Below are 26,265 nucleotides of genomic sequence, written 5' to 3' on the forward strand. Positions count from 1 at the left end.
AGGTGATCAGGCATCTGGCGTTGCCCTTGACCGGAGGCGCGTTTCCGGAGGCCGAACCCGGTGCGCTCGTGCGTGAGGCTGAGGCGATCGAGGGGCTGGCCGACATGGTGGCGGCGATCCGGGCCGAGGACGTCGACCCGGTGGCACGTCTCCTGGCCGGGACGCAGTGGGAGGGAGCGGCCAAGGAAGCGTTCCGGTCCGTCTTCGCCACGCTGTCCGGTGACGGCGCAGGCGACGCCGGACGGACGCCCGGCGACGGGCTGAGGGGCGACGCGCTCCTGGAGCTGCTGGAAAAGGCCATGCGTGACGAGGCCGCGCGACTGCGCCACCACGGGGTCACGATGGAGCACACCCAATGGCTGCAGTACGCGGCGCTGGCCCTGCTGGGCCTGGCGATCATCCGGTTGCAGATCTGGATGGTGCTGCGCGGGCCGTCCGTACTGGCGATGATCCACACCCGTACCTTGCTGACCCGGATCTCCATTCAGCAGCTCAAGCTGCGTGTGCTGACCAACATGCTGCTCTTCTCGACCATGAGCGGTGGGCTGGACCTGGCCGTGCAGCTGGCTCAGATGCTGTGGGGACACCGCGAGGAAGCGGACCTGGAGTCGCTTCTGGTGTCGCTGGCGAGCGGGGCGTTGACGGGAGCGATCTTCAGCGGGCTGGACTTCGGACTGTCGCGGCTGGCGACCAACGAGCTCGTGTTCGTGGCGTCGCGGGCCGAGCTCGGGGTGCGGGATCGGGTGGTCGCGATCGGACAGAGCATCTACGGGCGGGCGTTCCTCGGCGGGGTCTCGGGGGCGGCCGGAGCGGTGCCGGGGCTGGCCGTGAGCGGCCAGCTGGACCCGGCTCACCTGTCATGGATGTTCCTGGCGGGCGCCGCTGGGGGCTTGGGCATTCCGGAGGCGGCCCGGGTCAGCTACTCGCCCGCCCCGGTGGCCCGGCTCACCGGCGCGCCGCCGAGCGGGCATGCCCCCCGGCACAGCGGTGAGGCGGGACACGGGCCCGAACCGGCACCTGTCGCCGGACCGGCGCGCGCCCTCCAGCCGGCACATGGCGCCGAACCGGTAGGCGCCATGGAATTAGCAGCCGCCCGGCCCGTCGGAGATGCCGATCTGTCCACGTTCCTGGCTCAGGGAGACGGCCAGGTGATCCGGGGGGAAGTCGTCCGCCGGACAGACCAAGTAGACCGGGCGGAGGGAACACACCTGCTCCCGGCCGCGAGCTCCCAGCAGGCCGGCGTCCCCGTGGCCGGCGTCCCGGCCGCAGGCCACGACGTCGTGCCGCAGCCACCGGCACGTCGCCCGCCCGTCGCCGATCTGCCGGTGCACGGCATCTCCGGAACGATCGCCGCGCAGGCGACCGGCCCCGGCCACCAGCCGCCCGCCGCCCCGGCGGACGACGGCTCCGAGGGGACGCCGCACGTGAAGCAGGCGCCCGAGGGGACGCCGCACGCGAAACAGGCGCCCGAGGGGACGGCGCACGTGAAGCAGGCGCCCGAGGGCGCTGCTTCCCGTCACACCATCGACCAGCTGATCAACAGAGACACGCAGCCGCTCACGGAACACAGGCGGCTCGTGGAGGACGGGCGGCGACTGGCGGCGCAGCTGCCCATGGACACCCCTGCCGAGCCCGTCGCCCGCGCGCTGGCCACGATGAGCCGGATCGTCGGCATCGGCGACCTGTCCGACGCGGCGGCCCGCGACAACCTGAGCGCCATGCACGACTTGTCGGCTTCCATCCGCATGAGGAACGCCTACGAGGGGCTGGCCCGCGTGTTCGACGAGGCCCAGCGGCAGGGCTTCGACGTCGAGGCCGCCACGAGCCGGGAGATCCTGGTCGAGCGCCTCAAGAGCTTCCAGAGGTCAGATCCGCTCCTGACCGTCGGTCTGTGGATCGCCCACGAGAACATCCCGAGTCCCGATCTCGACTCCGCGCGAGCACTGGCCCGGATGGACGAACTCAACGGCTCGACCCCGAGCACCGGCAAGATGGTCAGACGCGCCCAGTTGCGGTCGCTGAGCGACGAGGTCGGCGTGGGCTACTACGCGATCGAGAACTCGGTGCGCCTGTTCCGGGAAGCCGAGAGGCGCGGCTTGGACCCCCATGGCGTCCCCGACCGCGAGAACCTGGTCAGGGTGCTGAAACGCGCGCGGGCGCTGGATCCCGACCTGTGGGACGGACTGCGGATCGCCGACACGCTCTCCCTCACCGGCATTCGCGACCCGGCTGCGCGCGCGCTGGCGAGGATCGAGCGCCTCCTCGGCCCGACGGAGACCGGAGGCGGGCCTCGATCCGGTGCGGGAGCGGGCCTGCCGGAGCTGGCGGCCGAGGTGAAGCTCGGGCGTGCGAGCAGGACGCTGGGCGACCTGGCCGCCGAGGCTGAGAGGCGTCACTTCCTCCCGGGGAGTCCCGAAAGCGCCGCGAGCCCCTACGGCTCCCGAAGCCCAGCGGACCGGCGGGAACTGGTGGAGGCCCTGAACCGGTTCCGCGAGCTCGACCCCGGTCGCTGGGACGTCCTCAGGATGGAGGAGCGCCTGCCCGGCGAACGGTTGGACGCCGCCGCCGTCGCGAACCTGGCGCGGATCGACCGGATCATCGCCGGGTCGCATGCGCCGCACGAACCGGCCGACCCCCTGCTCCGGCTCGCTCACGACCTCGGGCTGGGATACTCGGCAAGGCGGCTGGAGTACGTGTTCGCCAGGGCGGAGAGACTCGGCTTCGCCCCGTCCGGCGCCACCGACCGCCAGGCCCTGATCGGCGTGCTGCGCCGCTACATGGACACCACACCCGCCACCTGGCACAGGCTCCGGGTGGCGGAGCGTTACGCGATGCGGCCCGGCACCCCCGAGACCGCCGTGCTGGCCCGGCTCGACTCGGTCATGGGCGTCAGGGAGCCCGCCGCGGCATGGGTGCTGGACCCCCTGCGGAGCTTGGCCGCCGACCTGGGGCTGGATCACTCCGTGGAACGCCTGGCCCGCCTGCTGATGCAGAACCCCGGCTGGCAGGACGCCGGCGACCGCCGAGCCCTGCTCGACCAGCTGGCCGGCCATCGCGTCGAACCGGGCCGGCCGGGCGGCCACCACTTCCCCGCCCGCCCCCTGCGCGCCTCGGCCGGAGCCGACCCGGCGGTCACGCGTCAGGCCCGGGACGAGGCCGTCCGCCAGGCTCGGGAGGCGCGTGCCGCCGCCCCGGCCGACCCGACGCCTCTGGAGGCCCAGCGGGTCCTGTCGCTGGAGGCCCGCGCGAGGGCCTGGGAGCGCCGGCCGGACGAGCCTGAGGTGTCCTACCGACGCAACCCCGAGGAGTTCCATCGGCACGTCTCCGAAGCGCTGGCCCGGGCGGACCGCGGGGAGCCCGTGGTGCCGTACCTGGTGCAGGACGTCACCGGCGGACTCGGGTCGCCCGGCGTCGGCATGCGGTTCGCCAGGGAGTTCGAGTACGACCTGCCGGACAGGCTGCTGCGCCACAAGGACGCCGTCAACCGGGCCATCGCCAGGGACCTCTATCAGGCGGGGCTCAGCCAGGATCCGTGGGTGCACGACTACCACTCGGCGCAAAGACAGGGGTACGCCAGGGGCGACAACGGCTGGCGCCTGGAAGAGGATCCCACCGTAGCGGGGGAACTGATCCCGCCGCCGCTCTGGGACACCCCGCTCACGTGGGCGAACATCGAACTCGTCTGCGAGATCATCAAATCCCATGGAGGCGTCGCCGGCCCGCGCACCGGCGGTCACATCCACATCGACACCTCTGCGTTCGACCACGTGCCCGCCTACTACACCAGGCTGCTGGAGATCACCAACAGGGTCTACCAGGACACGCTGATGAGGCTCGGCACGGACCCCGCCAGGGGGAGTCACCGCGGCACCCGGTACTGCGGGCCGAACTCCCTGCCTTCGGAGGGATACGCGTCCATCGCCGACCTGCGGGAGGCCAACGCGAGTCACTCGATCGCGGTGAACCTGAGCGCCGTCGCCGGCGGCGAGGGCGACCACGTGGAGCACCGGTGGCCGGACGGCTCGCTCGACCCGCCGGTCATCCAGACGCAGCTCAAGCTGGCGCTGGCGATCACCGACCTGGCCCTGCGCCTCGGCGAAGGCCCACCGCTCGACGGCGGTGGGCCCGACCCCCTGGGCCTCCACCTCGACCGGCATGCCCCGGGGGATGTCTCCTCCTATCTGGACCTGGTGGACGCCCTCTACCACCGGGCCGTGGACAAGGCCCAGCTCACCGCCCTGTTCGTGATGACCAGATGGAACCCGGCCGGCATCTGACGACACGTCGGCGCGCGATCACGCCGGACCGGCGGTGTGGGCGAGGATGGCGCCGGCCAGCTCCTCGTGCGTCTCCGGCGGCAGGGTGTGGCCCATGCCGTCCACCATGAGCAGCCGCGCTCCCGGGATCCGCTCCGCGATGATCGCGCCGTGCCCGGACTTGGCCGGCTCGTGGGTGCCCTCGATGACCAGCGTCGGCGCCTTCACCTGGTGCAGCACGCCCTCCGGCTCGAAGTCGGGCTTGGCGGCGGCGGCCAGCCGGTGGTTGACGACGGCGGCCAGGTCGCGCGCCCGCTCGAAGATGCGCTCCTGGAGCCGCCGCTCGGCGTCCTCGTCGAACGGCAGGGCGGTGCCGTGCAGCACCCGCGCCTCCTCGATCATCCGGTCGATCTGCTCGCGCCGGCTCGCGGGCGGCGGGCTCGCGATCACCTTGCGGAAGTGGTCGACGAACTCGGGCGTGGGCGGCGGCAGGCTGCCCTCCGGCTGCGGCTCGCCCATGAGCGCCCGCATGATCACCGCTCCCTCGTGCCCGCCGAGCGGGGAGGAGCCGATCACGGTCAGCGTGCGCACCCGCTCGGGGTGCTCGACCGCGATGTACTGGCCGAGCAGCCCGCCCGCCGAGTGGCAGACGAGGTGCGCGCTCTCCAGCCCGTACGCGTCCATGACGCGCAGCACGTCGTCCTTGATGTCGTCCCACGTGTACGGCCGGGCGGCGAAGTCGAAGACGGACGACCGGCCCGTGTCGCGGTGGTCGTAGCGGATCACCCGCCGGCCGCCGGCCACGAGCCGCCCCACGAACGCGTCGGGCCACAGCACGCCCTGCGACATGGAGCCCATCACCAGCAGGATCGGAGTGCCGTTCGGGTCGCCGAACTCCTCGGTGTGGAGCTGGACGCCGTCGATGTCGATCAGGTTCGTTTGCATGCCGCAACTCTGTCGTGTCCGGGCCCGCCCGCCTTCCGTAGGACTACTGGGCTTCGGTACGGGCGGCCTACCGGGGTCATGGCGCCCCGCTACGGAGGCGACGGGGCTCATGGAGGCGACGCGGCTCACGAGGCGTCACAGCAGCCGGGCCAGCTCCGTGCGCGAGGTGACGCCGAGCTTCGGATACACCTTGTACAGGTGGTACTCGACGGTGCGCGGGCTGAGGAAGAGCTGCGCGGCCACCTCCTTGCTGGACGCGCCCGCCGCGACCAGCCGCGCGATCCGCAGCTCCTGCGGCGTGAGCGCCGCCAGCGCGTCGCTCTCCGGCCGGGCCGCCGTCTCGCCCGCCGCCCGCAGCTCGCCGTGCGCCCGCCGCGCCCACGGCTCGGCGCCCAGCCGCTGGAACGCCTCCATCGCCGCCCGCAGGTGCGCCCGTGCCTGTCCCGGCCGCCCCGCGCGGCGCAGCCGCTCGCCGTACAGCAGGGCTGTGCGCGCCTCCTCGAACGGCTCGCCGTGCAGCCGCAGCGCCTCCTCGAACAGCTCGTCGCCGCCGCCCGCCAGGGCGCGGCACCGGGCGAGCAGCGCCCGCGCCTCGGCCGTCGTGGCGCTCGCCGCCCACCGCTCCAGCCCCTCGACCGCCGCGCGCGCCGCCTCCGGATCGCCCGCCGCCATGGCCGCCTCGACCCGGTCCGGGGTGGAGCGCCATACCACCGTCGGATGCCCGGCCCCGGGACCCGCCCGGGTGATCGCCACGAACCGGGCGTGCGCCGCCTCGAACCTGCCCAGCCCGAGGTCCAGCATGGCCAGCGCGTACGCGGCGACGCCCGCCCGCAGCCCGACCCGGTGCGGGACGGCGATGGCCAGCGCCTCGGCGGCGTTCCTGCGGCAGTCCTCCTCCTCGCCGCGCAGGGCGGCCACGACGGCGAGGTTCGCGAGGTGGGCGCCGACCGAGTTCGTGTAGCCGGCCTCGCGGGCCAGCGTCAGCCCCTCCTCGGCGATCGCGGCGCTCTCGGCCAGCCGGCCCTTGATGCGCTCGGCCGTCGCGACGAACTCCAGCACGACCGGGAGCTGCCCCACGATGCCCGACATCCTCGCCACGGCGCCCGCCCGGCCGGCCAGCTCCGCCGACAGGTCGGCCTCGCCCAGGTAGCTGGCCGCCGCGCACGCCCACAGGAACTCGGCCGCCTCCCGCAGCTCGCCGGTACGGGCCAGCGCCGCGCGCAGCAGCTCCTCACCGTCGGCGGCCCCGGGGTCCATCATGGCGCCGATGCCGGCGACGACGTCGCGCAGGAACCCCGGGGGGTGCGCCCGCGCCCGGCGGCCCAGCTCCACGATGGCGGCCACGTCGCCCACGTAGCTCGCCGCCTCGGACGCGTCGGCCAGCGCCTCCAGGGAGTCGCCGCCGCTCAGGATCCGCACGGCCTCGGCGGCGTCACCCGAGTTCAGCTCGAACCGTCCCCGCAACCGCGCGATCTCCCCGACCAGACCCGCCTTTCCCACCCTGCCGGTCGATGCCGCCTGGTCGGTGGATGTGGTCTTCGTGGTCGAGGGGGTGTGGCCGGCCGAGGCGGTCTTCGTGGTCGAGGGGGTCTCGCCGGTCGACACGGTCCTCGCGGTTGAGGCGGCCTCGCTGGTCGATGCGGTCTCGCCGGCCGAGGCGGTATTCGTGGTCGAGGGGGTCTCGCCGGTCGACACGGTCCTCGTGGTCGAGGCGGCCTCGCTGGTCGATGCGGTCTCGCCGGCCGAGGCGGTCGTCCCGGCCGACGCGGTCTCGACGGCCGACATGGCCTCGGCCAGGTCGCGGGCCTCCGTGAGGAGGGTCTGCGCCTGGCCGGGACGGCCCGCCAGCCAGGCAGCCGTGGCCGCTTCCACCAGGCGCTCCGCGCGACGGACGGGTGCGGGGGTGAGCTCGGCGGCCCGGGCGAGGGCCGTGGCGGCGTCGCCGTACCCGCCGCGCGCCCGCGCCCGCGCGGCCGACAGGGCGAGTGCGGCGGCCACGTCCTCGTCCGGCCCCAGGGAGGCGGCGGCCAGGTGCCACGCCCGCCGGTCGCCCTCGACGAGCGCCGCGAGCACCCCGTGCGCCTGCCGCAGCCGCACCGATCCGGCCCACGCGTGGACGGCCGAGCGCACCAGAGGATGCCGGAACCGGACCGTCGAGCCCTCCACGCCCACCAGCCCGGCCGCCTCCGCCTCCTGCAACCCGGCCACCGCCGCACCGACGTCCGCCGCCCGCGACCCGGGAGTCACCGCACCGATGTCCGCGGCCTGCGATCCGGGCGTCGCCGCACTGACATCCGCCTCCTGCGACCCGGCCGCCACGGCCCTGATGCCCGCCTCCGGCCAGGTCACCGCCCTGCCGGGGGCCGTCCGGGGCGGTGTCCCGGCAGGGCCGGTCGCGTGGCTGGTCGGCGCGGCCTCCAGGAGCCGGGCCGAGGCGCGCAAGGTCACGTCGAGGTCGCTCTCCAGCGACGCCGCCAGCAGCACCAGCCGGGCCGCCTCACTCAATCCCGCCACCTGGTCCCCGAAGAGCTGCTCACCTCCGGGCAAGGGATCCGGCAGCGGCGCCTGTCCGGAGAGCTGCCCGGCCGTCAGCCGCGTGACCGTCTCGCGCAGCACGAGCGGGTTGCCGCCCGACAGCGCCACCAGCCGGTCCCGTACGGCCGGCGCGACGGCCGCCCGGGACCCGAGCAGGTCGCCCGCGCCGGCCGCGTCGAGCCCGCCCACCCGCAGCTCCGGCAGCCCCTTGACCGGCATGTCGCCGCGTACCGCCAGCAGCATCGCCACGCCTTCGGTACGCAGCCGCCGGGCCGCGAACAGCAGCGCGTCGGCCGACGCCCGGTCCAGCCATTGAACGTCGTCCACCAGGCACAACAGCCCGTCCGGTACGGCCGCCTCCGTCAGCAGCGACAGCACGCCGGCCGAGACGAGGAACCGGTCCGAGCTGGGCGCGGCCAGGCCGAGCGCCCCGGCGACGGCGTCGCGCTGCGGTCCGGGCAACGCCTCCAGCAGGCCCGTCACGGGCCGCAGGAGCTGGTGCAGCGCCGCGAACGCCAGATCGGCCTCCGGCTCGAAGCCGCCGGCCCGCAGCACCCGCATGGCGCGCCCCGGTGCGCCCTCCCGGACACCGTCCACCACACCCGCCGACGCACCCTCCGCCGAGAGCGACGGGGCGACCGGGGTGACCGGGGAGGCGGCCGGGGAGGCGGCCAGCGAGGCCGCCAGGGACAGCAGGGCCGACTTGCCCACCCCGGCGTCGCCGCGCAGCACCAGGGCGCCGCCCTCCCCGGCGGCGGCCGAGGCCAGCAGGTCGGTGATCGCGGCGGTCTCCGCGGCTCTGCCGTACAGCATGAAAAAGGACTGTATAGGGGGTTGAGTCCGGTTCAGGCCCGCAGGATCTCCGCGCGGGGCGCCGGTACGCGGATGAGCGAGGCGTTCTGCCGGCCGTTCAGGGCGGCGATCGCCGGCACCCGGTCGAACAGGCGGAAGATGAGCGGCGGCGCGGTCGTCCCCCTGGCCAGCCGGGCGCCGGCCGCGCGCTCCGCGCGCCGCTGGCTGCGCTGCTCCCTGTCCGTGGGCGGGCGGCGGACCGCCTCCACCTCCCGGCAGGCCGCGTCCAGCGCGGCGGGCGGCGAGGCGGGGTCCAGCAGGCAGGGCAGGATCGCGTTGGCGGTGGCCGCGGCGTCGGCGATGGCGAGGTTGATGCCGTTGCCGCCGACGGGGGAGATCACGTGGGCGGCGTCGCCGATGAGCAGCAGCCCCGGGCGGTACCACGGGTCCACCGAGGTGATCCGCACCGGGAGGAGCGTGAGCTGGTTGACGTCGGTCAGCGAGGAGAGGCGGTCGCGCAGCCACGGCAGCTCCCGCGTGAACGCCTCCACGATCGGCCCGACGCCCCGCTCGCGCACCTGTCCGTGGCTGCCGGCGGCGATCATGTAGCCGAGCTGCCAGGTCGTGTCCTGGTTCAGCACGGCCAGCAGGGCGCCGGGCGCGGTCACCAGCTGCAGGCCCGACAGGGCGGGGTCGTCCGGCCTGCGGGGCACCGCGTGCCACAGCACGTCCAGGCTCGCGCCCAGCTCGGTCGCCTTGAAGCCGCCGAGGACGCGCAGCTTGGAGTTGCGGCCGTCGGCGGCCACCACCAGGCGGGCGCGCACCTCGCGGGCGGCGCCGTCCTCGGTGTACGCGACGCCGTTCACCCGCCCGTCACCGTCGTACAGGAGCCGGCCGGCGCGGGCGCGCATCCGCAGCTCGAAGCCCGGGTAGGCGGCCGCCTTCCCGGCCATGAAGGCCAGGAACCGGGCCTGGGGGATGAGCGCGTAGTAGGGGTAGCGGGGGCTGGCGCGGCGGTAGTCGGCCAGGGTGTAGGCGCGTCCCCGGGCCCGCCAGACGAAACTGCCGGCCACGGTGTGGGGGAGCGTCGCCAGCATCTCCTCGGCCAGGCCGAGGGTGTGCAGGTAGTCGAGGACCGCGGGGGCGATCGAGTCGCCGCGGAAGCGGCGGTTGAAGTCGCCGTGCGACTCCAGCAGCGTGACGCGCGCCCCTCCGCGCGCCAGCAGGTAGGCGAGCACGACACCCGCCGGCCCGCCCCCGACGATCACGCAGTCCGTGTCGCCAGCGCTGCCGGGGCGGCGTTCCGCGCCATCCGCGCCGCCGCGGCGGCCGTCCGTGTCGGGCGTGGCCGCCGAAGGCGGAGGGTGGTGGTCGTCATGGTCCGTGGGCATGGACACCTCCTGCCCCCGTCTTCGGCGGGCATGGGCGATCCGGTTGCAGGTCCCGGCGCCTCACGCCCGCGTCACGTGGCGGCGCAAGTGTCGTGGGTGGCGTCGAAGCCGGCGATCGCCTCGGTGTCGTCGGCACGCAGCGGCTTCACGCCCTTCCAGTCGTTCCCGATGACGAGGATCAGCCGGCTCGTCCGGGCCCCGGAGACGGCGCGCGGCGTCGCGGCCAGCAGGTCCTTGGTCAGCGTGGGGACGCTGGTCTCGCCGTTCGGCGAGTAGAAGACCGTGGTCTTCGGGTACGGCTTGCGGGCCGTGTCGCCGACCTTGGTGATGTGGTAGCCCCGCTGTTCGAGGGCGGCGGCCACCTGGGTGCCGAGCCCGCCCCGGTACGTGCCGTTGCGCAGCTCGATCTGCACCTTGGAGCGGGCCACCTTGGTCTGGCCGCCCTTGACGCCGGCGGGGTCGCGGTCCTGGGCCACGATCTGGAACAGCTTGCCGGCCTGCGGCTGCACCCACTCGACCCGGCCGGGCTGGGTGAGCGAGTAGTGCCAGGGCGTGGTGATGAACCGGATCTTCCCGGCGTTCATCCCCTGGAGACCGGTCGCCAGGTCCTTCATGACGCCCGGCGTGAGGCCGGGGTCGGTGGTGACGGCCTTGGTGCCCGCGTCCAGGAAGCCGAGCAGCTTGGCCGGGTCGGTCAGCGTCTCGCCGCTCATCACCTTCTTGACCATGGAGGCGATGAACATCTGCTGCCGCTGGATCCGGCCGATGTCGGAGCCGTCGCCGAGGCTGTAGCGGGCGCGCACGTAGCCGAGCGCCTGCTCGCCGTTCAGGTTCTGGCGCCCGGCGGGCAGGTGGAGCAGCGCCTTCTTGTCGTTGACGGCCTGCGGCAGGCACACCTGGACGCCCCCGATGGCGTCCACCATGCTCTTGAACCCGGTGAAGTCCACCTTGACGTAGTGGTCGATGTGGATGCCGGTGAGCGACTCGACGGTGCGCCACGTGCAGGCGATGCCGCCGGAGTTGAACGACTCGTTGATCATGCCGAGGTGGGCCTGCTGGCCGGGCAGGTTCTTCTTGGCGCGGCAGGCCGGGAGCTGGACCAGGGAGTCGCGGGGGAAGCTGACGACCATCGCGTTGTCCCGCTTGGACGACAGGTGGGCCAGCATGATGGTGTCGGTGCGCTCGCCCGCGACGCGGCCGTACTTCGCGTTCTTGCCGTTGCGCTGGTCGGAGCCGACGATCAGCACGTTGAGCGCGGTGCCGGCGACCTTGGGCGGGCGGGTGGCGCCGAGGTCCTCGGCGGTGACGTCCTCGTGCTTGACGTTGCCGGTCAGCCGGGCGTAGACGGCGACGGCGCCGCCCGCCACCAGCACGACGACCGTGACGGCGACCACGATGACCCACCGCGTCCAGCGCCCGCGGCCACGCCGCGCCGGTTCGCGCGATCCGGACGGCGGCGACGGAGGCGCGTCGACAAGCCCGCTGCTCACATGACTCCCAAGGGGAACGGGGCCGAGGGCGCCGCCCGTGGCCAGGAGCCTGGTGGTGCAGATGTCGGCCGGTTGAGAACCAGGCCGAGTGTACTTATCCGGCGTATGGGCGATGTAAGGACGGCGAAATGTCCGGATAATCCGGTCTTGCCGTCACTCCGGCAGTGTCACCCGGAGCGACAGGGCGCCGCGCAGGTCGAGCCACGCGCTCCCCGGCCCGCGCACGAGCCGCAGCACGACCTCCTCGCAGCCCGGGCAGCGTCCCACCAGCCCGGGCTCCGGGCCGTACACGTGCAGCGCGGCGATCGGACCCGCCAGGCCGCAGCTCGCGCACCGGCCGGTCGCCGCGGTGACGTCCACGGCGAACAGCTCGGCCAGCGGGCCGGCCAGCGCGTTGCCGTCGAGGTGGTCAGCGGTCATGCCTGCCCCCTGGTGGTCGGGTCAGCCCCCGGTGGGGCCGAAGCGTTCGGTCCGGATGCGCTCGGGCGCGTGGCCGAGCGTGAGCAGCAGGTCGGCGACCGTCTCCACGAATCCCGTCGGCCCGCACACGTAGCAGTCGGGCTCGAACGACGACGGCCAGCCGCCCTCGGCGAGGTCGTCCAGCCTGACGCGCCCGGCCGGCCGGGGCCAGGGGTCCGGCGTGCCGCGCGTGTAGAGGAAGGTCACGTCCACGCCGGGGTCCGGCCGGCGCAGCTCGTCCGCGTAGTAGCGGCTGTCGGGCCCGCGCAGCGAGTACAGCAGCCGGAACGGCACGCGGCTGCCCGCGCGGCGGCGCTCGCGCAGCATCGCCATCAGCGGCACGACCCCGGACCCGCCGGCGACCAGCAGCACCGGCGCGGTGCTCTCCGGCCGCCACACGAACCACCCGCCGACCGGCCCGCGGAGCTCGACCTCGTCGCCGACCTCCATGACCTCGGTGAGGTACGGCGAGACCTCGCCGTCCGGCACGCGCTCGACGGTCAGCTCGACGGTGTCGCCGTCGGCCGGGGCGGCCAGGGAGTAGCTGCGCTGCGTGCTGTAGCCGTCCTCGGCGGTCAGGCGCACGTCCACGTGCTGGCCCGCGAGGTGGCCGGGCCAGCCGGGCACCGAGAACCGCAGCGTGCGCGCGGTCGGCGTCTCGTCGCGGATCCCGGTCAGGCGGGCGGCCGTCCAGCGCGCCCGGCGGGCGGGGGCCCGCTCCACCAGTGCCCGCTCCACCAGTGCCCGCTCCACCGGGGGCCGCTCCACCGGGGGCCGCTCCACTAGTCGCCCTCGTAGCGCTGCTCGCGCCACGGGTCGCCGTAGTTGTGATAGCCGGCGGTCTCCCAGAAGCCGGGCCATTCCTCGTTCAGCAGCCGGATGCCGCGCACCCACTTGGCCGACTTCCAGAAGTACAGGTGGGGGACGAGCAGCCGGGCCGGGCCGCCGTGGACGGGCTCCAGCTCCTCGCCGTCGAAGGCGTGGACGATCCATGCCTTGCCGTCGAGCAGGTCCTCGACCGGCAGGTTGGTGGTGTAGCCGCCGTAGGAGTGGACCAGCGCGTACTCGGCGGCGCTCTCGACGTCCTCGAAGAGCACGTCGAGCGAGACGCCCTCCCAGTGGGTGTCCAGCTTGGACCACTTGGTGACGCAGTGGATGTCCACGGCCGGCCGCTCCTGCGGCAGCGCCATGAACTCCTGCCACGACCACCGGTGGGTCTCGCCCTCCTCGGTGTCGATGGTGAACTCCCACCGGTCGGCCGGCACGCGGGGCGTCGGCCCCGCCGACAGCACGGGGAAGTCCTCGACGAGGTACTGGCCGGGCGGCAGCCGGTCGCCACCCGCTCTGGGCCGGCCGCGAAAGCCGCGCGAGACGATGGCCACGGATGCCTCCTTCGGACACTGCTCCCGCCATTCCATCACGGCCCCATCTCAAGATCCGCAGGGGGCGCATAGCCTGGACCGCGAGGGCCGCCGCCATCGGGAGGAGCAGCGTCGTGGGCGACCGCAAGCCGTACGGGGTGAACTTCGAGTCGTGGATCGACCGGCAGATCCGCGAGGCGGAGGAGCGCGGCGAGTTCGACGACCTGCCGGGCAAGGGCAAGCCCCTGCCCGATCTCGACAAGCCGTACGACGAGATGTGGTGGGTCAAGCAGAAGCTGCGCAGCGAGGGGCTGTCCATGCCGCTGCCGCCGACGCTCCAGCTCCGCAAGGACGCCGAGGAGGCGCTGGCCGAGGCGCGTGCCGCCCGCTCCGAGCGGGAGGTGCGGCAGGTGGTCGAGGCGATCAACGCCCGCATCCGCGAGGCCATCCGCACCGGACTGTCCGGCCCGCCGCTCAACCTGCTCCCGTACGACGTGGACCGGATCGTGGCGGAGTGGCGCGCGTCCCGCTGAGACGTCCGCCGCAGGGTCCTGGACCGGCCGGGGAACGGCGCTCACAATCGGGGCCATGGGCGAGGACGAGGACAAGGGTGACGGCGGACAGGTGGGGGCGCGCGCGCCCCGCCGGGAGGACGCCCGGCTGCTGACGGGCCGGGCCAGGTACGCGGGCAACGTGCGGCTCCCCGCGACGGCCCACGCCGTCGTCGTGCGCAGCCCGATCGCGCACGGGCGGCTCGCCAAGTGCGACGCCGAGGCGGCGCTGGCGGCCGACGGGGTGCTCGACGTCATCACGCCCGCCGACGCGGCGGACGTGCGGCTGCCGTGCGTGACGCTCGCCGTCGGGCAGCGCGACACCTCCTACCCGGCCCTGGAGGAGACCGTCCGGTACGTGGGGCAGCCGCTCGCCGTGGTCGTCGCCGAGACGCCCGAGGCCGCCGCCGACGCCGCCGCGCTGCTGGACCTCGACCTGGACGAGCTGCCCCCGGTCGTCGACGTGGAGCGGGCGCTGGAGGCGGACGCGCCGATCCTCCACCCCCACTGGGGCTCCAACGTGCTCACCGACTCCGTCCTCGGCGACGCCGACTGCGAGGAGGCCATCGCCGGCGCCGCGCACGTGGTCGAGCTGGCCTTCCGGTACGGCCGGGCCGCGCCGTACCCGATGGAGCCGCGCGCGCTCGTCGCCACGTACGCCGACGGGGAGCTGACGATCCGCACCTCCACGCAGGCGCCGCACCACGTGCGCGACCACGCGGCCGACGCGCTCGGGCTGACCCACGACCGGGTGCGCGTCATCAGCGGCGACACCGGCGGCGGGTTCGGCGGCAAGGAGCACCTCTACCCCGACGAGGCGCTGGTCTGCCTGGCCGCGATGCGCCTCGGCGGCCGGCCCGTGCGCTGGACCGAGTCGCCCGGCGACCGGCTGGTCGCCACGCTGCCCTCCCGGGCCGCCCTCCACCGGGCGCGGCTGGCGCTGGACGCCGACGGCAGGTTCGTGGCGTTGCACGCCGACGTCGTCGGCGACATCGGGGCGCACCCGTCGAACGTCGGCATCTCGCCGTTCTCGGTGACCGCCATCCTGCTGCCCGGTCCGTACCGTTTCGACCGGGCGGCGGTACGGGTGCGCGGCGTCGTCACGACGACCACGCCGACCGGCTCGTACCGGGGGTTCGGCCAGCCGGAGGCGACGTACACGCGGGAGCGGCTGATCGACGAGGCGGCCCGGCGGCTCGGGTTCGACCCGGTGGAGCTGCGCCTGCGCAATCTGCTCGGGCCGGACGAGCTGCCGTGCGTGAGCCGGCTCTACCAGCCGTACGACTCGGGCGACTACCCGCGCGCCCTGCTCACGCTGCGCGAGCTGGTGTCCGAGGGCGTCCAGCGCAGCCCGGCGTTCGCGTGGAGCGACGGGCGCAGGCGGGGCGTCGGGTACTCCTGCCACGTCGAGGCGACCGGGCTCGGGCCGTCGAAGGACATGAAGATGACGGGCCAGCTCGCGGGCGGGTACGAGATCGCGGTGGTGCGCATGGAGCCCGACGCCTCGGTCGTCGTCGCCGCCGGTGTGGCGGCGATCGGCCAGGGCATCGAGACGACGCTGGCCCAGCTCGCCGCCGACCGGATGGGCGTCGACCCCGGACGGGTGCGGGTGGTGCTGGGCGACACGGCGGCCACGCCGTACTCGCCGATCGGCTCGATCGCCAGCCGCTCGCTGGCCGTCGGCGGGGCGGCGCTCACCCAGGCCGCGACCCGCCTGCGGGACAAGATCCTGGCCATCGCCGCCCACCGGCTGGAGGCCGCGCCCGAGGACCTGGAGATCGCCGACGGCGCCGTGCGCGTCAAGGGCGACCCGCGCGCCGCGCTGACGCTGCGCGAGGTCGCCACGTCGGCGTGGCGCGGCTGGGACCTGCCCGAGGGCGCCTCGCCGGGACTGGAGGAGCGGGCCGTCTACGACCCGCCCGCCTACACCTACGCCTACGGCGCCCACGCGGCGGCCGTGGCCGTGGACCCGGAGACCGGGGCGGTCGAGGTGGAGGGTTACTGGGCGGTCAACGACTGCGGCGTGCAGGTCAACCCGGCCATCGTGGACGGCCAGCTCGCGGGCGGCATCGCGCAGGGCATCGGCATGGCGCTGACCGAGGAGGTCGTCTACACCGACGACGGCCAGCCGATCACCGAGTACCTGCTGCCGACGACCAGGGAGGTGCCCGCCCTCGGGCTGGCGAGCCTGGTGACGCCCTCGCCCGTCACGCCCGGCGGCATGAAGGGCGTCGGCGAGGCCGGCACCATCGGCCCGCCCGCCGCCATCGCCAACGCGGTCGCCGCCGCCCTGCCCGAGGTCGCGGACCTGATCACGGTCACGCCGCTGACGCCTGAGCGGCTGTGGAGGCTGCTGACGCATGCCCGGACCGCCACCGGGTAGCCGTCAGCGAATGGACCTCGCTGACTGGTTCCTCACGGAGGACGAGCGCGGCAACCCGTCCACCCGGCTGGGCGCCTGGACCACGGGCAACCTGGTGCGTCCGCTGATCCACGGGGCGACCTACTTCGCCGAGCTCAAGGCGTGCCTGGAGAGCGTGGGCGAGGACGACCTGGTGCTGTTCGCCGACTGGCGCGGCGACCCCGACGAGCGGCTCGCCGACGACGGGCCGCAGATCTCCGACGCGCTGGCCGGGGCGGCGTCCAGGGGAGCGCTGGTCAGAGGGCTGATCTGGCGCTCCCACCTGGACGCGCTGCGCTTCAGCGCCGAGGAGAACCGGCACCTCGGCGAGAAGATCGAGGCGGCCGGCGGCCAGGCGCTGCTCGACACCCGGGTACGGCCCGGCGGCGCCCACCACCAGAAGTTCGTGGTCGTCCGGCGCCCCGGCGACCCGGCCCGGGACGTGGCCTTCGTCGGCGGCGTGGACCTGTGCCACAGCCGCCGCGACGACGCCGCCCACCACGGCGACCCCCAGGCCGCGCCCATGCCCGACGTCTACGGCGACAGCCCGCCCTGGCACGACGTCCAGGCGGCCATTCACGGGCCGGCGGTGGCCGAGGTGGAGACCGTGTTCCGCGAGCGCTGGGAGGACCCGGCCCCGGAGACGCGGCAGCCGTTGAGACGCCTGCGCGACCACCTGGAACGGATGGACGACGTGCCCCCGCTGCCCCCGCCGGGTCCCGCTCCCGGCCGGGCCGGCACGCACGCCGTGCAGCTCCTGCGGACCTATCCGTACCGGCGGCGCCCTTACCCGTTCGCCCCGCGCGGCGAGCGGAGCGTCGCCCGCGCCTACCAGAAGGTGCTGCGCCGGGCCCGCTCGCTCGTCTACCTGGAGGACCAGTACCTGTGGTCCACGGAGGTGATCGAGCCCTTCGCGGAGGCGCTGGAGCGCGAGGACGAGCTGCGCATGATCGTCGTCGTGCCCCGGCATCCCGACCAGGACGGCTGGCTGGCCGGTCCCGCGAGCCTCATCGGCCGGGCCGAGGCCCTGACCCGGCTCACCCAGGCGGGCGGTGACCGGGTCGCGGTGTACGACCTGGAGAACCACGCGGGCACGCCGGTCTACGTGCACGCCAAGGTCTGCGTGGTGGACGACGTGTGGGCGACCGTCGGGTCCGACAACGTCAACCTGCGGTCGTGGACGTACGACTCGGAGCTGAGCTGCGCGGTGCTGGACGAGGAGCCCGACCCGCGCCCGCCCGCGGGCGGCCGCCGCTTCGCCCGGGACCTGCGGCTCACACTGGCTGCCGAGCACCTGGACCGCGACCCGGCCGACGTGGACGACCTGTGCGACCCGAAGGCCGCCTTCGAGGCGTTCGCGGAGTCGGCGCGGCGCCTGGAGTCCTGGCACCGGGGGGAACGCCGGGGCGCCCGGCCGCCCGGCCGGCTCCGCCCGCATCCGGCTCCCGAGCTGGGGCGCTTCCGCAAGCTGCTGGCCATGCCGCTCTACCGGGCGGCCGTGGACCCCGACGGCCGTCCGGCGGCCCTGCGCCGCTCGCGCCGCTTCTGACGCTCTCGCCGCCTGTGACTTCCGGCCGCTTCTGACGCTCCGGCCGCCTGCGACGGTTCTGACGCGCTAGGACGGGGACGGGGCGGCGGCGCTGTCGAGGACGGCCTGGAGCTGGGCCGGGTCGGCGGCGCCCCCGGCGGCCAGGACGGTGCCCCCGCGGTCCGTCACCACCGCGTACGGCGGCCACAGGATGTCGTTGCGGTCGTAGACGTCCGGGTCCACCACGAGCGGCGGCCCGTCGGAGCCGAAGGACCCGTCCTTGGGCGCCGCGCTGACCAGCACGACCTCCATCCGGGCGGCCATGGCGGTGAAGTGCGGCAGCATCGCGGTGCACAGCCCGCACCCCGGCGAGACGAGCGCGTACAGGACCCGGTCGGCGCTCCGTTCGGGCGCCCCCTCCACCGCGAAGGGCGTCCCCGGCCGGGGACCGTGTTCGAGCGGGCCTCTGGCGCCCGCGGCACCGGAGGAGCGTCCGCCGCGCGGGCCGTGCCGTCCGCGCCCGGGCACCAGGACGGGCAGCGCGAACGCGACTCCCAGCAGCGCGGCGGCCACCGGCACCTGGAGCGGCGCGAACGGCGCCGGCCCCGCCGCCAGCGCCATGAGCGCGAGCACCAGGAGCACGCCCGTGCGCGCCATCGTGCCGGGACCCACCAGGTCACGGCCGCCGAAGCAGCCGCAGCCCACGCTCAGCCCGCGCCACAGCACCGACCCCATCGCGCCGAGGAACACCGCGAACAGCAGCGCCGCCGCCACGGCCCCCCACAGGCGCGTCACCGGCGCCAGCAGCAGCGCCGCCGCCGCCACCTCGACGACGAGCACGGCCACGGCCGCGGGCAGGGCCAGCCCGGCCGGCAGCACCCGGTAGCCGCCGATCGTCGCCGCGAACGCCCGGACGTCGCGGATCTTGCCCAGCGCCGCCCCCAGCAGCACGGCCGCCACCGCGAGCGGCGCCGACGCGAGGACGATCACGACACCTCCTGGTAGGCCGACGCCTGCAGCGCGTAGAGGTCGGCGTAGAGCCCGTCGCGTGCCATCAGCTCCTCGTGCGTGCCCTGCTCGGCCACGCGCCCGTGGTCGAGGACATAGATCCGGTCGGCGTAGCGGACGCTGGCCAGCCGGTGGGTGATGAGCACGATCGTACGTCCGTCGGCGTGCGACCGGATGCGCTCGAACAGGGCGTGCTCGGCCCGGGCGTCCAGCGCCGAGGTCGGCTCGTCGAAGATGACCAGGGCGGCGTCGCGGTAGAAGCCGCGCGCGACGGCGATGCGCTGCCACTGGCCGCCCGACAGGTCGTGCCCGCCGCGGAAGCGCCGGTCGAGCAGGGCGTCGTAGCCGTCCGGCAGCGCGGCCACCACCTCGTGCGCGCCCGACGCCCGCGCGGCGGCCGCCAGCCGGGGCTCGTCCACGGCCTCGCCCATGACGATGTTCTCGCGGACGGTCAGCGGCCAGCGCGTGTGGTCCTGCGCGATGACCGACACGTGGCGGCGCAGCGCGTCGGCGTCGAGCGTCGCGAGATCGGCGCCGTCCCAGCGGACCGCGCCCGTGTCCGGCCGGTACAGCCCGGCCAGGAGCTTGGCGAGCGTGGTCTTGCCCGAGCCGTTCTCGCCGACCAGGGCGATGACCTCGCCGCGGTTCACGGTGACGCTGACGCCCGCCAGTGCGGGACGGCCGGCTCCCGGGTAGGTGAACGTGACGTCGTCGGCGGTCAGCCGGCGGAAGGGCGCGGGCGCCAGAGCGCCGCCGGAGGGGGCCGCGCGCTCCTCGGCCAGCTCGCGGAAGGCCAGGTAGTCGCCGAAGTACAGGCCGGCCTCGTAGAGCCGGTTCATGGCCTGGATCAGGCCGGTCAGCGAGCCCTGGCCGGCGCGGACGGCGAGCACCGCCGCCCCGGCCACCGCCAGCGGGACCACACCGGCCGCGAGCAGCGCGCCGAGCGCGACGTAGACGCCGGCCGTGGCCACCCCGGTCAGCAGGTCGCCGGCCGCCTTGGCGGCGGTGCGCCGGCGGGCCACGTCGAGCTGCACCTCCTGCTCCAGGTCGGCCACCTTGGCGTACTGGCCCAGCAGGAAGGTCCGCAGCCCGTACGCGCGCACCTCGGCGGCGGGTAGCCGCTCGGCCATCAGGTCGGACAGCATGAACTTGCGCCGGCGCGCCGCGGACAGCCGGTAGAAGCCCTGGTAGCCGAGGCGGGCGGCCCGGACGGCGGCCCAGCCCGCGGGCAGGGCGGTGACCAGCAGCAGCGGCGTCAGCACCGGATGGAGGAGGCCGAGCGCGACGGCGGAGGCCAGCACGCCGACGGCGGCGGTGAGCACGGAGACGGCCGTCTCGACCACGGTCGCGCTGTCGGGGACGCCGCTGTCGCGGGCGCGCCGCATCGCGTTGTGGAAGTCGTGGTCGTCGAACGCGGTGAGGTCGACGCGGGTGGTCAGCTCGAACAGCCTGGTCTCCGCGAGCCGTTCGACCAGCGGCTTCAGCCGGGCCTGGGCCCAGCCCGCACCCGTCAGCAGCGCGCCGCGTAACCCGGCCGCGCCGGCGACGAGCAGGAGCGAGGGGAGCGCGGCCCGCACCCGCTCCGGGGTGGGACCGGAGGCGAACAGGGAGGCGAGCACGTCCGAGGTCGCCACCAGGCCGAAGACCGTGAACACGCCGGCCGCGAGAGCGCCCGCCACGGCCGCCGCCGTGTCACGGGGGCTGGCCTGCCAGGCCAGCCGCAGCGCGCCGGCGACGAGCGAGGGCAGGCGGCGGGCGATCGTGGCGAGCGTCGTGGTCAGGAGATGCTCGTCGTGGCTCTCCCAGTAGGCGACGTCCAGCCCGGACCTGTCGTCGTCCGGGACGGCGGCGCCCTGAGCGGCGGATCGCGCGGCAGGTGACGCGGCGGGTCGTGTGCGCCGATCCGCGCCCCGCCGCCGCCACAGCCTCACGCGTGGTGGCTCTTTCGTGACAGCCGGCACGGCGGAGTTCCCCGAATCACGCAGTCAATCTAGGTGACCGTTGAAGCACTGTAAAGGGCGGAGTAAATCCATTTGGGGCGTTTCGAGAACGCCCTAGACATGTGTCCGGATATATGCCCATAATGCGTCCGTTTGCGTGTGGCCTTGGTCGCAAACGCGATTCCGGGTCGCACGCAGGGTGCGGGAACAGGCGCTCACCAGTGCCGTCCCGAGGCTGATCCCAACAGCGGTCGTCGACCGACGGCCAAGGAAGGAGCCCCCATGTCCGTGCTGGCCCTGGAGCCCCGCGACGCAGGTGTCCTCGAGTTCGAGGACCTCATGGTCGACTTCGAAGGCGAGCTTGGCAAGCTGCTTCACGGCCCGCAGGCGTGCGTCAACACCTGCAAGCGCACCGTCTGCAGCAGCTTCCCCTGCTGCCCGTCGATCGTCTGACATCCCCACGGTCACGCCGTGACGCGTGACCGGCGCAATGCGCCGGGAAAGGCCGTCGGCGCAGTTCCGGCGGCCTTTTCCGGCGATGCCCGATGCGCTCTGCGATCGAAAGGTCACCATGGATGTCAATGTGCGGGACCGCCTTGCCCGATTCGCCGATTCTTACGGCAGGGAAATCTACGAGGACGACACGTGGATCAGCGTCCACGACCCTGAGGCGGAGACTCCGGTCCAGGGCTGGAAGCTGCACGTCTCGGCGCGCCCGGGCACGCTGGGCGACACCCTCGACCGGGTCCTGCCCATCCTCGCCGCCGCCGACTGCGCCTTCAAGGTGGCCCGCTCCACGCACACGCTGATGGAGCTCAACACGGGCGACCTCGACGCCGGGGCCGTGGGCAAGGCCATCACGGTCTACCCCGCGCAGGAAGCGGTGGTCGAGATCGGGCACGCCCTCGCGAGCGCGCTCGCCGGCATGGCCGCGCCGCGCATCGTCAGCGACCGGCGGGTCCGCGCCGACGCGCCCGTCTACTACCGGTACGCGCCCTTCGCGCCGCAGTACCGGGTGGACGACAACGGAGACTTCGAGCTCGTCGTGGTCGGACCCGACGGCGAGCGCCTGCCCGGGGCGGCGGGCCCCGAGTACTCCTGCCCGCCCTGGGCCACCGACCCCTTCCGGCCGGACGACCCCGCCCCCGCTCCGGCCTCCCCGGACGCCGCCCGGTCCACCTCGTCCGGGCCGCTCCCGTCGTCCGGCCCGCTCCCGTCCGGCTCCCCGGACTCGCCCGGCAGGAAGACGATCGGCGGGCGCTACCTCGTCACCTCCGGCGTCATGCGCGGCCCCCGCGGCAACGTCTACCGGGCCGTGGACAAGGACGGCCGGCCGGTCGTCGTCAAGGAGGCCCGTGCGTACGTCGGCGAGAACACCCAGGGCTGGGACCTGCGGATGTACCTGCGCAACGAGCTGCGCGTGCTCCGGGCGCTCGACGGCGTGCCGGGCGTGCCCGAGCCGATCGACCACTTCCGCCACGGCGACGACGAGTTCCTCGTCATGACCGACGCGGGCAGCCGGGACCTCAACCGCTTCGTGGCCGAGAACGGCACGTTCACCGGCCGGTCGGGGGAGCGCGACCTCGCCGGGCTGGCCTCCCGCCTGCTGGAGGTGCTGGACGCCGTGCACGCGCGCGGCGTGATCGTCCGGGACCTGTCGCCCAAGAACGTCGTGCTGGGCGAGGACGGCCGTTGCACGCTCATCGACTTCGGCAACAGCAGGTACGACGGCCTCCAGTTACCGGGCTGGAGCCGCGGCTACAGCGTGCCCGACCAGCACACCGACCGGGAGTCCGAACCCGCCGACGACTACTTCTCGCTCGGCGCCACGCTCTTCTTCGCCGCCACCGGCATGAACCCGGTCATGATCGACCCCGACCCGGTGCGCAACCTGGAGCGCACGCTGATGTGCCTGGCGCGGATGTCGCCTGACGTCGCCGGAGGGGTGCGGGCGCTGTTGCCGTCGCTGCTCAGCCTGGATCCGGTGGAACGTGTCGAGGCCGCCGCGAGCCTGCGGGACGGCCTGACCGGGCAGCACCGCTCAGCCGGCCGGCGCCGCGCCCCGGTCGCGGCGCCCAAGCTCACCGGCGACCTGCTCGCGAAGATCCTCGACCACTCCACGCGCGAGTGCGTCGCCTTCGCCGAGCGCCTCATGGACGCCCCCGAGGAGGCCCGCCGCGCGAGCCCCCCGGTGACCAACGTCTACGGAGGCTGCGCCGGCGTCGGCATGGAGCTGCTGCACCATCCCGAGGCCAAGGCCGTCGCCGCCGATCTGGCCCGCTGGACGGCCCGCGTCATGCCGCCCGCCGCGCTGCCGCCGTCCCTGTACTTCGGCCGCACCGGGACCGCGCTGTTCCTGACCGCGGCCCGGCTGACCGCCGTGCCCGAGCTGGCCACGCCCGCGCCGGTCACCCTCGACGGGCCGCAGCGCGCCGACCAGGCGCACGGCGTCGCCGGCATCGGCGCGGGGCACCTGGCCCTCGCGGCGATCGAGGACGACCCCCGGCACCTGGAGGTCGCGGCGGAGTGCGCCCGGCGCCTGCTTACGGGAGAGGTCACCGCACCGGAGGAGGACGTGCCGCCGCCGCCCGGCTCGGGCGTGGCTGTGGACGCCGCGTTCGCCCATGGCGCGGCGGGCTGCGCGGACTTCCTGCTCTCCTACCACGAGGCCACCGGCGACCCGGCGGCCGGCGAGGCGGCCAGGGAGCGGTTCGAGGAGCTGGCCGTACGGGCCGAGGCCATGCTCGGCGAGCTGGCGGGGCCGGACGCGCGGCCGATGGGCGCGTCCTGGTGCCAGGGCGTGTCGGGTATCGCGAGCGCGTTCGCGCACGCGGCGACGGCGTACGGCGACGACGGCTACCTGAGGCTGGCCGAGCGCGGCGCGCTGGCCGGCCTGAAGGTGGCCCCGCACGCGTGGGTGGTCTCGCAGTGCTGCGGGCTCGCGGGGATGGGTGAGGCGCTGATCGACCTGGCCGTGGTCACGGGCGACGACCGCTTCTGGCGCGGCGCCGAGGAGATCGCCGAGCTGATGCTGACGCGCGCCGGAGGCGAGCCGGAACGGCCGGTCTTCCCGGGCAACGACCTGGACAAGGCCGGGTACACCTGGGCCACGGGCACGGCGGGAGTGCTGTCGTTCCTGCGCCGGCTGGACCGCCGGTCGGGCACGCGCCTGTGGACGGCCGGCTGGCGCCTGCCCGGGTAGGCGCTGCGCCGGCCCCGGCGGGCCGGCCATAGGGCGTGGCGTCTGGCCCCGGCGGGGCCGCTCGGTGGGGCCCGGCGTCTGCCCGTACAGGTGTGTGGCGGGTCTCGCCGTCCTTACGTCCGGGTCGCCTGGTACAGGCCGTTGATGGCCAGGGCGTAGCCGTACACGCCGAAGCCGACCACGATGCCGCGCGCGACCGGCGACAGGTACGAGTGGTGCCGGAACTCCTCGCGCCGGTGGACGTTGGAGATGTGCACCTCGACCACGGGCAGTTCGGCGCCCTCGATGGCGTCGTGCAGCGCGATCGAGGTGTGCGTGTAGGCGCCGGCGTTGAGGACCGCGCCGATGCACCGGCCCGCCTTGACCTCCGTGCCCGCCTCCTGGATCCAGTCGACGAGCTGCCCCTCGTGGTTGGACTGCCGGAACACCGTGTCCAGGCCCAGCTTGCCGGCCTCCTGGCGGCACAGCTCCTCCACGTCGGCCAGCGTGGCCGAGCCGTAGATCTCCGGCCGGCGGGTGCCGAGCAGGTTGAGGTTGGGGCCGTTGAGAATCAGAACCGAGGTCACAGCGGGAGACTAACGCGAGCCGTGAACCGGCGCCGCGGGCGGCGCGTACCTCGGGGCGACGGGTCCGCCCGACCCCACGCCCCCGACCCCTCCGAGGAGCGATCATGCCTCAGCAGCGCACCGTGGCGGTTCTGGCCGTGCTGGGATTCCAGCTCGTCGCCGGATGTGCCGCGGTCTCCCAGGCCCAGCCCGCCCAGCCCGCCCAGCCCGCTCCGCCCGCGGCGGCGGCCGGGGCGGCGGCGGAGGGCGGCCACGCGGAGTCCGACGTCACGTTCTCGCAGGAGATGATCGTCCACCACCGGAAGACGATCATGCTGGCCGAGCCGGCTGTCGAGCGGGGCGGCAGCGCGTACGTGCGCGACCTCGCCCGCGAGCTCATCGACGGCGAGAAGAAGGACATCACGCAGATGACGTCGTGGCTGCGCTCGTGGAAGGCCGAGGTGCCGGACGAGAGCCACATGGGTCACGACATGCCGGGCATGGTGTCGGCCGACGATGTGGAGGCGTTGAAGGGCCTGTCCGGTTCCGCGTTCGACCGGGCGTGGCTGAAGGCCCTGGCCGACCATCTCGACGCGGGCGTGAAGATGTCCGAGGTCGCGCAGGCCATGGGCAGGCACGCGCCCACCGTCAAGCTGGCCCGCCGGCTCGTCGAGGAGCAGCGCGAGCAGGTCGCCGCCATCAAGGAGCGCCTCGCCTGAGCCCGCGCCGACGACCGGGCGCCCGGGACGGGAGGCGGGTGGAGGCACCCCCAGTCCCTCCGCCCGCCCATCGCCGATCCCGTCAGCGACCTCGATGATGCGCTATATTTCCCATGAAAGCAATAGGGAATATATGGATTGACCAAGGACCTTGATCTCGATGCCAACAAAGGGCGAATCTGCATGAAGCCGCCGGTCCCGCCGCCTACCCTCGTGCCCATGCTGATCGAAGACGGGAACGCCCCCGCCGTGGCGGCGCTCCTTCCGTCCCCTGAGCGTTCGGTCACCGCGATCGCGCCCGAGGGCCCCGGCGCCGGGCACTGGGCCGGCGCCCCCAGCGCGGTGGCGCACGACGGGGTGGTCCATCTCGCCTACCGGCTGCGCCGGCCCATCGGCGAGGGGCGCGGCCACGCCGTCGTCGTGGCCCGCTCCACCGACGGCGAGCGCTTCGAGCCGCTGCTGACGATCACGCGCGAGGAGATGGACGCCGAGTCGCTGGAACGTCCGACGCTCGTGCGCCTGCCCGACGGGCGCTGGCGGCTCTACCTGAGCTGCGCCACGCACGGCACCAAGCACTGGCGGGTCGAGGTCCTCGAAGCCGACGACCCCGCCTCCTTCGACCCGGCCGGACGGGTCACCGTCCTGCCCGGCGACCCGAAGACGGGGGTCAAGGACCCGGTCATCGTCCGGCGCGGCGGCACCTGGCACCTGTGGGCGTCCTGCCATCCCCTCGCCGACCCGGACGAGGCCGACCAGATGGTCACCGACTACGCGACCAGCGACGACGGCCTCACCTGGACCTGGCAGGGCACGGCCCTGAGCGGCCGGCCCGGCGTCTGGGACTCGCGCGGCACGCGGGTGAGCGCCGTGCGCTTCACCCCCGCCGGAGTGCTCGCCTTCTACGACGGCCGGGCCAGCGCCGCGGAGAACTACGAGGAGCGCACCGGGGTCGCCTTCGGCGCCGACCCAGCGGCCCTGACGCCGCTGGGCGACGCCCCCGCCGCCTCCTCGCCGTACGGCGGCGGCGGGCTGCGCTACCTGGACGTGGTGGACCTGCCGGAGGGCGGGGTGCGGCTGTACTACGAGTACACCTGCGCCGACGGCAGCCACGAGCTGCGCACGGAGCTCCGCCCCGCCTGAGG

18 protein-coding genes are annotated in these 26,265 nt (G+C 74.4%); 8 read left to right on the forward strand and 10 right to left on the reverse strand.

Annotated features, from left to right (window positions below):
• The first annotated feature begins 68 nt into the window (after positions 1-68).
• A complete protein-coding gene (locus HT134_RS31785; RefSeq protein WP_175604139.1) occupies positions 69-4,277 on the forward strand; it encodes a hypothetical protein in 4,209 nt (1,402 codons plus the stop codon).
• Positions 4,278-4,295: 18 nt separating this feature from the next.
• Here HT134_RS31785 and HT134_RS31790 read toward each other — a convergent pair whose 3' ends face one another.
• The 7 genes from HT134_RS31790 to HT134_RS31820 all read right to left on the reverse strand — a co-directional run bounded on the left by HT134_RS31790 (position 4,296) and on the right by HT134_RS31820 (position 13,250).
• The gene (locus HT134_RS31790; protein WP_246365907.1) at positions 4,296-5,201 is read right to left on the reverse strand and encodes an alpha/beta fold hydrolase; all 906 of its coding nucleotides are present in this window, start codon (positions 5,199-5,201) and stop codon (positions 4,296-4,298) included.
• Positions 5,202-5,336: 135 nt separating this feature from the next.
• Positions 5,337-8,549: a helix-turn-helix transcriptional regulator gene (locus tag HT134_RS47235; RefSeq protein WP_175604140.1), complete on the reverse strand. Its 3,213-nt coding sequence runs from the start codon at positions 8,547-8,549 to the stop codon at positions 5,337-5,339.
• A 32-nt stretch (positions 8,550-8,581) separates the two neighbouring features.
• The gene (locus tag HT134_RS31800) at positions 8,582-9,919 is read right to left on the reverse strand and encodes an FAD-dependent monooxygenase (protein WP_175604141.1); all 1,338 of its coding nucleotides are present in this window, start codon (positions 9,917-9,919) and stop codon (positions 8,582-8,584) included.
• A gap of 71 nt (positions 9,920-9,990) precedes the next feature.
• The gene (locus HT134_RS31805) at positions 9,991-11,409 is read right to left on the reverse strand and encodes an LCP family protein (protein ID WP_175604142.1); all 1,419 of its coding nucleotides are present in this window, start codon (positions 11,407-11,409) and stop codon (positions 9,991-9,993) included.
• A 153-nt stretch (positions 11,410-11,562) separates the two neighbouring features.
• Positions 11,563-11,829, reverse strand: coding sequence for a DUF6510 family protein (locus tag HT134_RS31810; protein ID WP_175590122.1), 267 nt, complete (start codon positions 11,827-11,829; stop codon positions 11,563-11,565).
• A gap of 21 nt (positions 11,830-11,850) precedes the next feature.
• On the reverse strand, positions 11,851-12,636 hold the full coding sequence (locus HT134_RS31815) for a ferredoxin reductase (RefSeq protein ID WP_312888590.1): 786 nt from the start codon (positions 12,634-12,636) through the stop codon (positions 11,851-11,853).
• 14 nt (positions 12,637-12,650) lie between these two features.
• Positions 12,651-13,250 carry a sulfite oxidase-like oxidoreductase gene (locus HT134_RS31820; RefSeq protein WP_175604144.1) on the reverse strand — a complete coding sequence of 200 codons (600 nt, stop codon included), beginning with the start codon at positions 13,248-13,250 and terminating at the stop codon, positions 12,651-12,653.
• A gap of 113 nt (positions 13,251-13,363) precedes the next feature.
• Between HT134_RS31820 and HT134_RS31825 the strand changes: the two genes are divergently transcribed.
• From HT134_RS31825 to HT134_RS31835, 3 genes are read left to right on the forward strand one after another with little or no spacing between them, the layout of a single operon-like run.
• Positions 13,364-13,762, forward strand: a complete 399-nt coding sequence (locus HT134_RS31825; RefSeq protein WP_175604145.1) for a DnaJ family domain-containing protein — start codon at positions 13,364-13,366, stop codon at positions 13,760-13,762.
• A 55-nt stretch (positions 13,763-13,817) separates the two neighbouring features.
• Entirely contained in the window at positions 13,818-16,163 is a 2,346-nt protein-coding gene (locus HT134_RS31830; protein WP_175604146.1) for a xanthine dehydrogenase family protein molybdopterin-binding subunit, read from the forward strand.
• Positions 16,164-16,173: 10 nt separating this feature from the next.
• Positions 16,174-17,730 (forward strand): phospholipase D family protein, encoded by a 1,557-nt coding sequence (locus HT134_RS31835; protein WP_175604147.1) that lies wholly within the window; start codon positions 16,174-16,176, stop codon positions 17,728-17,730.
• A 66-nt stretch (positions 17,731-17,796) separates the two neighbouring features.
• Here the strand turns inward: HT134_RS31835 and HT134_RS31840 are convergent, their stop codons facing one another.
• Together HT134_RS31840 and HT134_RS31845 are read right to left on the reverse strand one after the other, a co-directional pair.
• Entirely contained in the window at positions 17,797-18,699 is a 903-nt protein-coding gene (locus HT134_RS31840) for a MauE/DoxX family redox-associated membrane protein (RefSeq protein WP_175604148.1), read from the reverse strand.
• The gene (locus tag HT134_RS31845; protein ID WP_312888592.1) at positions 18,696-20,648 is read right to left on the reverse strand and encodes an ABC transporter ATP-binding protein; all 1,953 of its coding nucleotides are present in this window, start codon (positions 20,646-20,648) and stop codon (positions 18,696-18,698) included. The genes HT134_RS31840 and HT134_RS31845 overlap by 4 nt, the downstream gene beginning before the upstream one ends.
• Positions 20,649-20,939: 291 nt before the next feature.
• Between HT134_RS31845 and HT134_RS31850 the strand changes: the two genes are divergently transcribed.
• Both HT134_RS31850 and lanL read left to right on the forward strand, forming a co-directional pair.
• The gene (locus HT134_RS31850; protein WP_175604149.1) at positions 20,940-21,110 is read left to right on the forward strand and encodes a hypothetical protein; all 171 of its coding nucleotides are present in this window, start codon (positions 20,940-20,942) and stop codon (positions 21,108-21,110) included.
• A gap of 130 nt (positions 21,111-21,240) precedes the next feature.
• Positions 21,241-23,859 carry a class IV lanthionine synthetase LanL gene (gene lanL / locus HT134_RS31855; RefSeq protein ID WP_217708589.1) on the forward strand — a complete coding sequence of 873 codons (2,619 nt, stop codon included), beginning with the start codon at positions 21,241-21,243 and terminating at the stop codon, positions 23,857-23,859.
• Positions 23,860-23,972: 113 nt separating this feature from the next.
• Here the strand turns inward: lanL and aroQ are convergent, their stop codons facing one another.
• Positions 23,973-24,425 (reverse strand): type II 3-dehydroquinate dehydratase, encoded by a 453-nt coding sequence (gene aroQ, locus HT134_RS31860; RefSeq protein WP_175604151.1) that lies wholly within the window; start codon positions 24,423-24,425, stop codon positions 23,973-23,975.
• A gap of 104 nt (positions 24,426-24,529) precedes the next feature.
• Here aroQ and HT134_RS31865 point away from each other — a divergent pair, with 104 nt between their 5' ends.
• Both HT134_RS31865 and HT134_RS31870 read left to right on the forward strand, forming a co-directional pair.
• On the forward strand, positions 24,530-25,123 hold the full coding sequence (locus tag HT134_RS31865) for a DUF305 domain-containing protein (RefSeq protein WP_175604152.1): 594 nt from the start codon (positions 24,530-24,532) through the stop codon (positions 25,121-25,123).
• Between the two features lie 219 nt (positions 25,124-25,342).
• Positions 25,343-26,263: a glycoside hydrolase family protein gene (locus tag HT134_RS31870; RefSeq protein ID WP_175604153.1), complete on the forward strand. Its 921-nt coding sequence runs from the start codon at positions 25,343-25,345 to the stop codon at positions 26,261-26,263.
• The last annotated feature ends 2 nt before the right edge of the window (positions 26,264-26,265 follow it).

The organism is Nonomuraea rhodomycinica (genome assembly GCF_013363995.1).
Taxonomy (GTDB): domain Bacteria; phylum Actinomycetota; class Actinomycetes; order Streptosporangiales; family Streptosporangiaceae; genus Nonomuraea; species Nonomuraea rhodomycinica.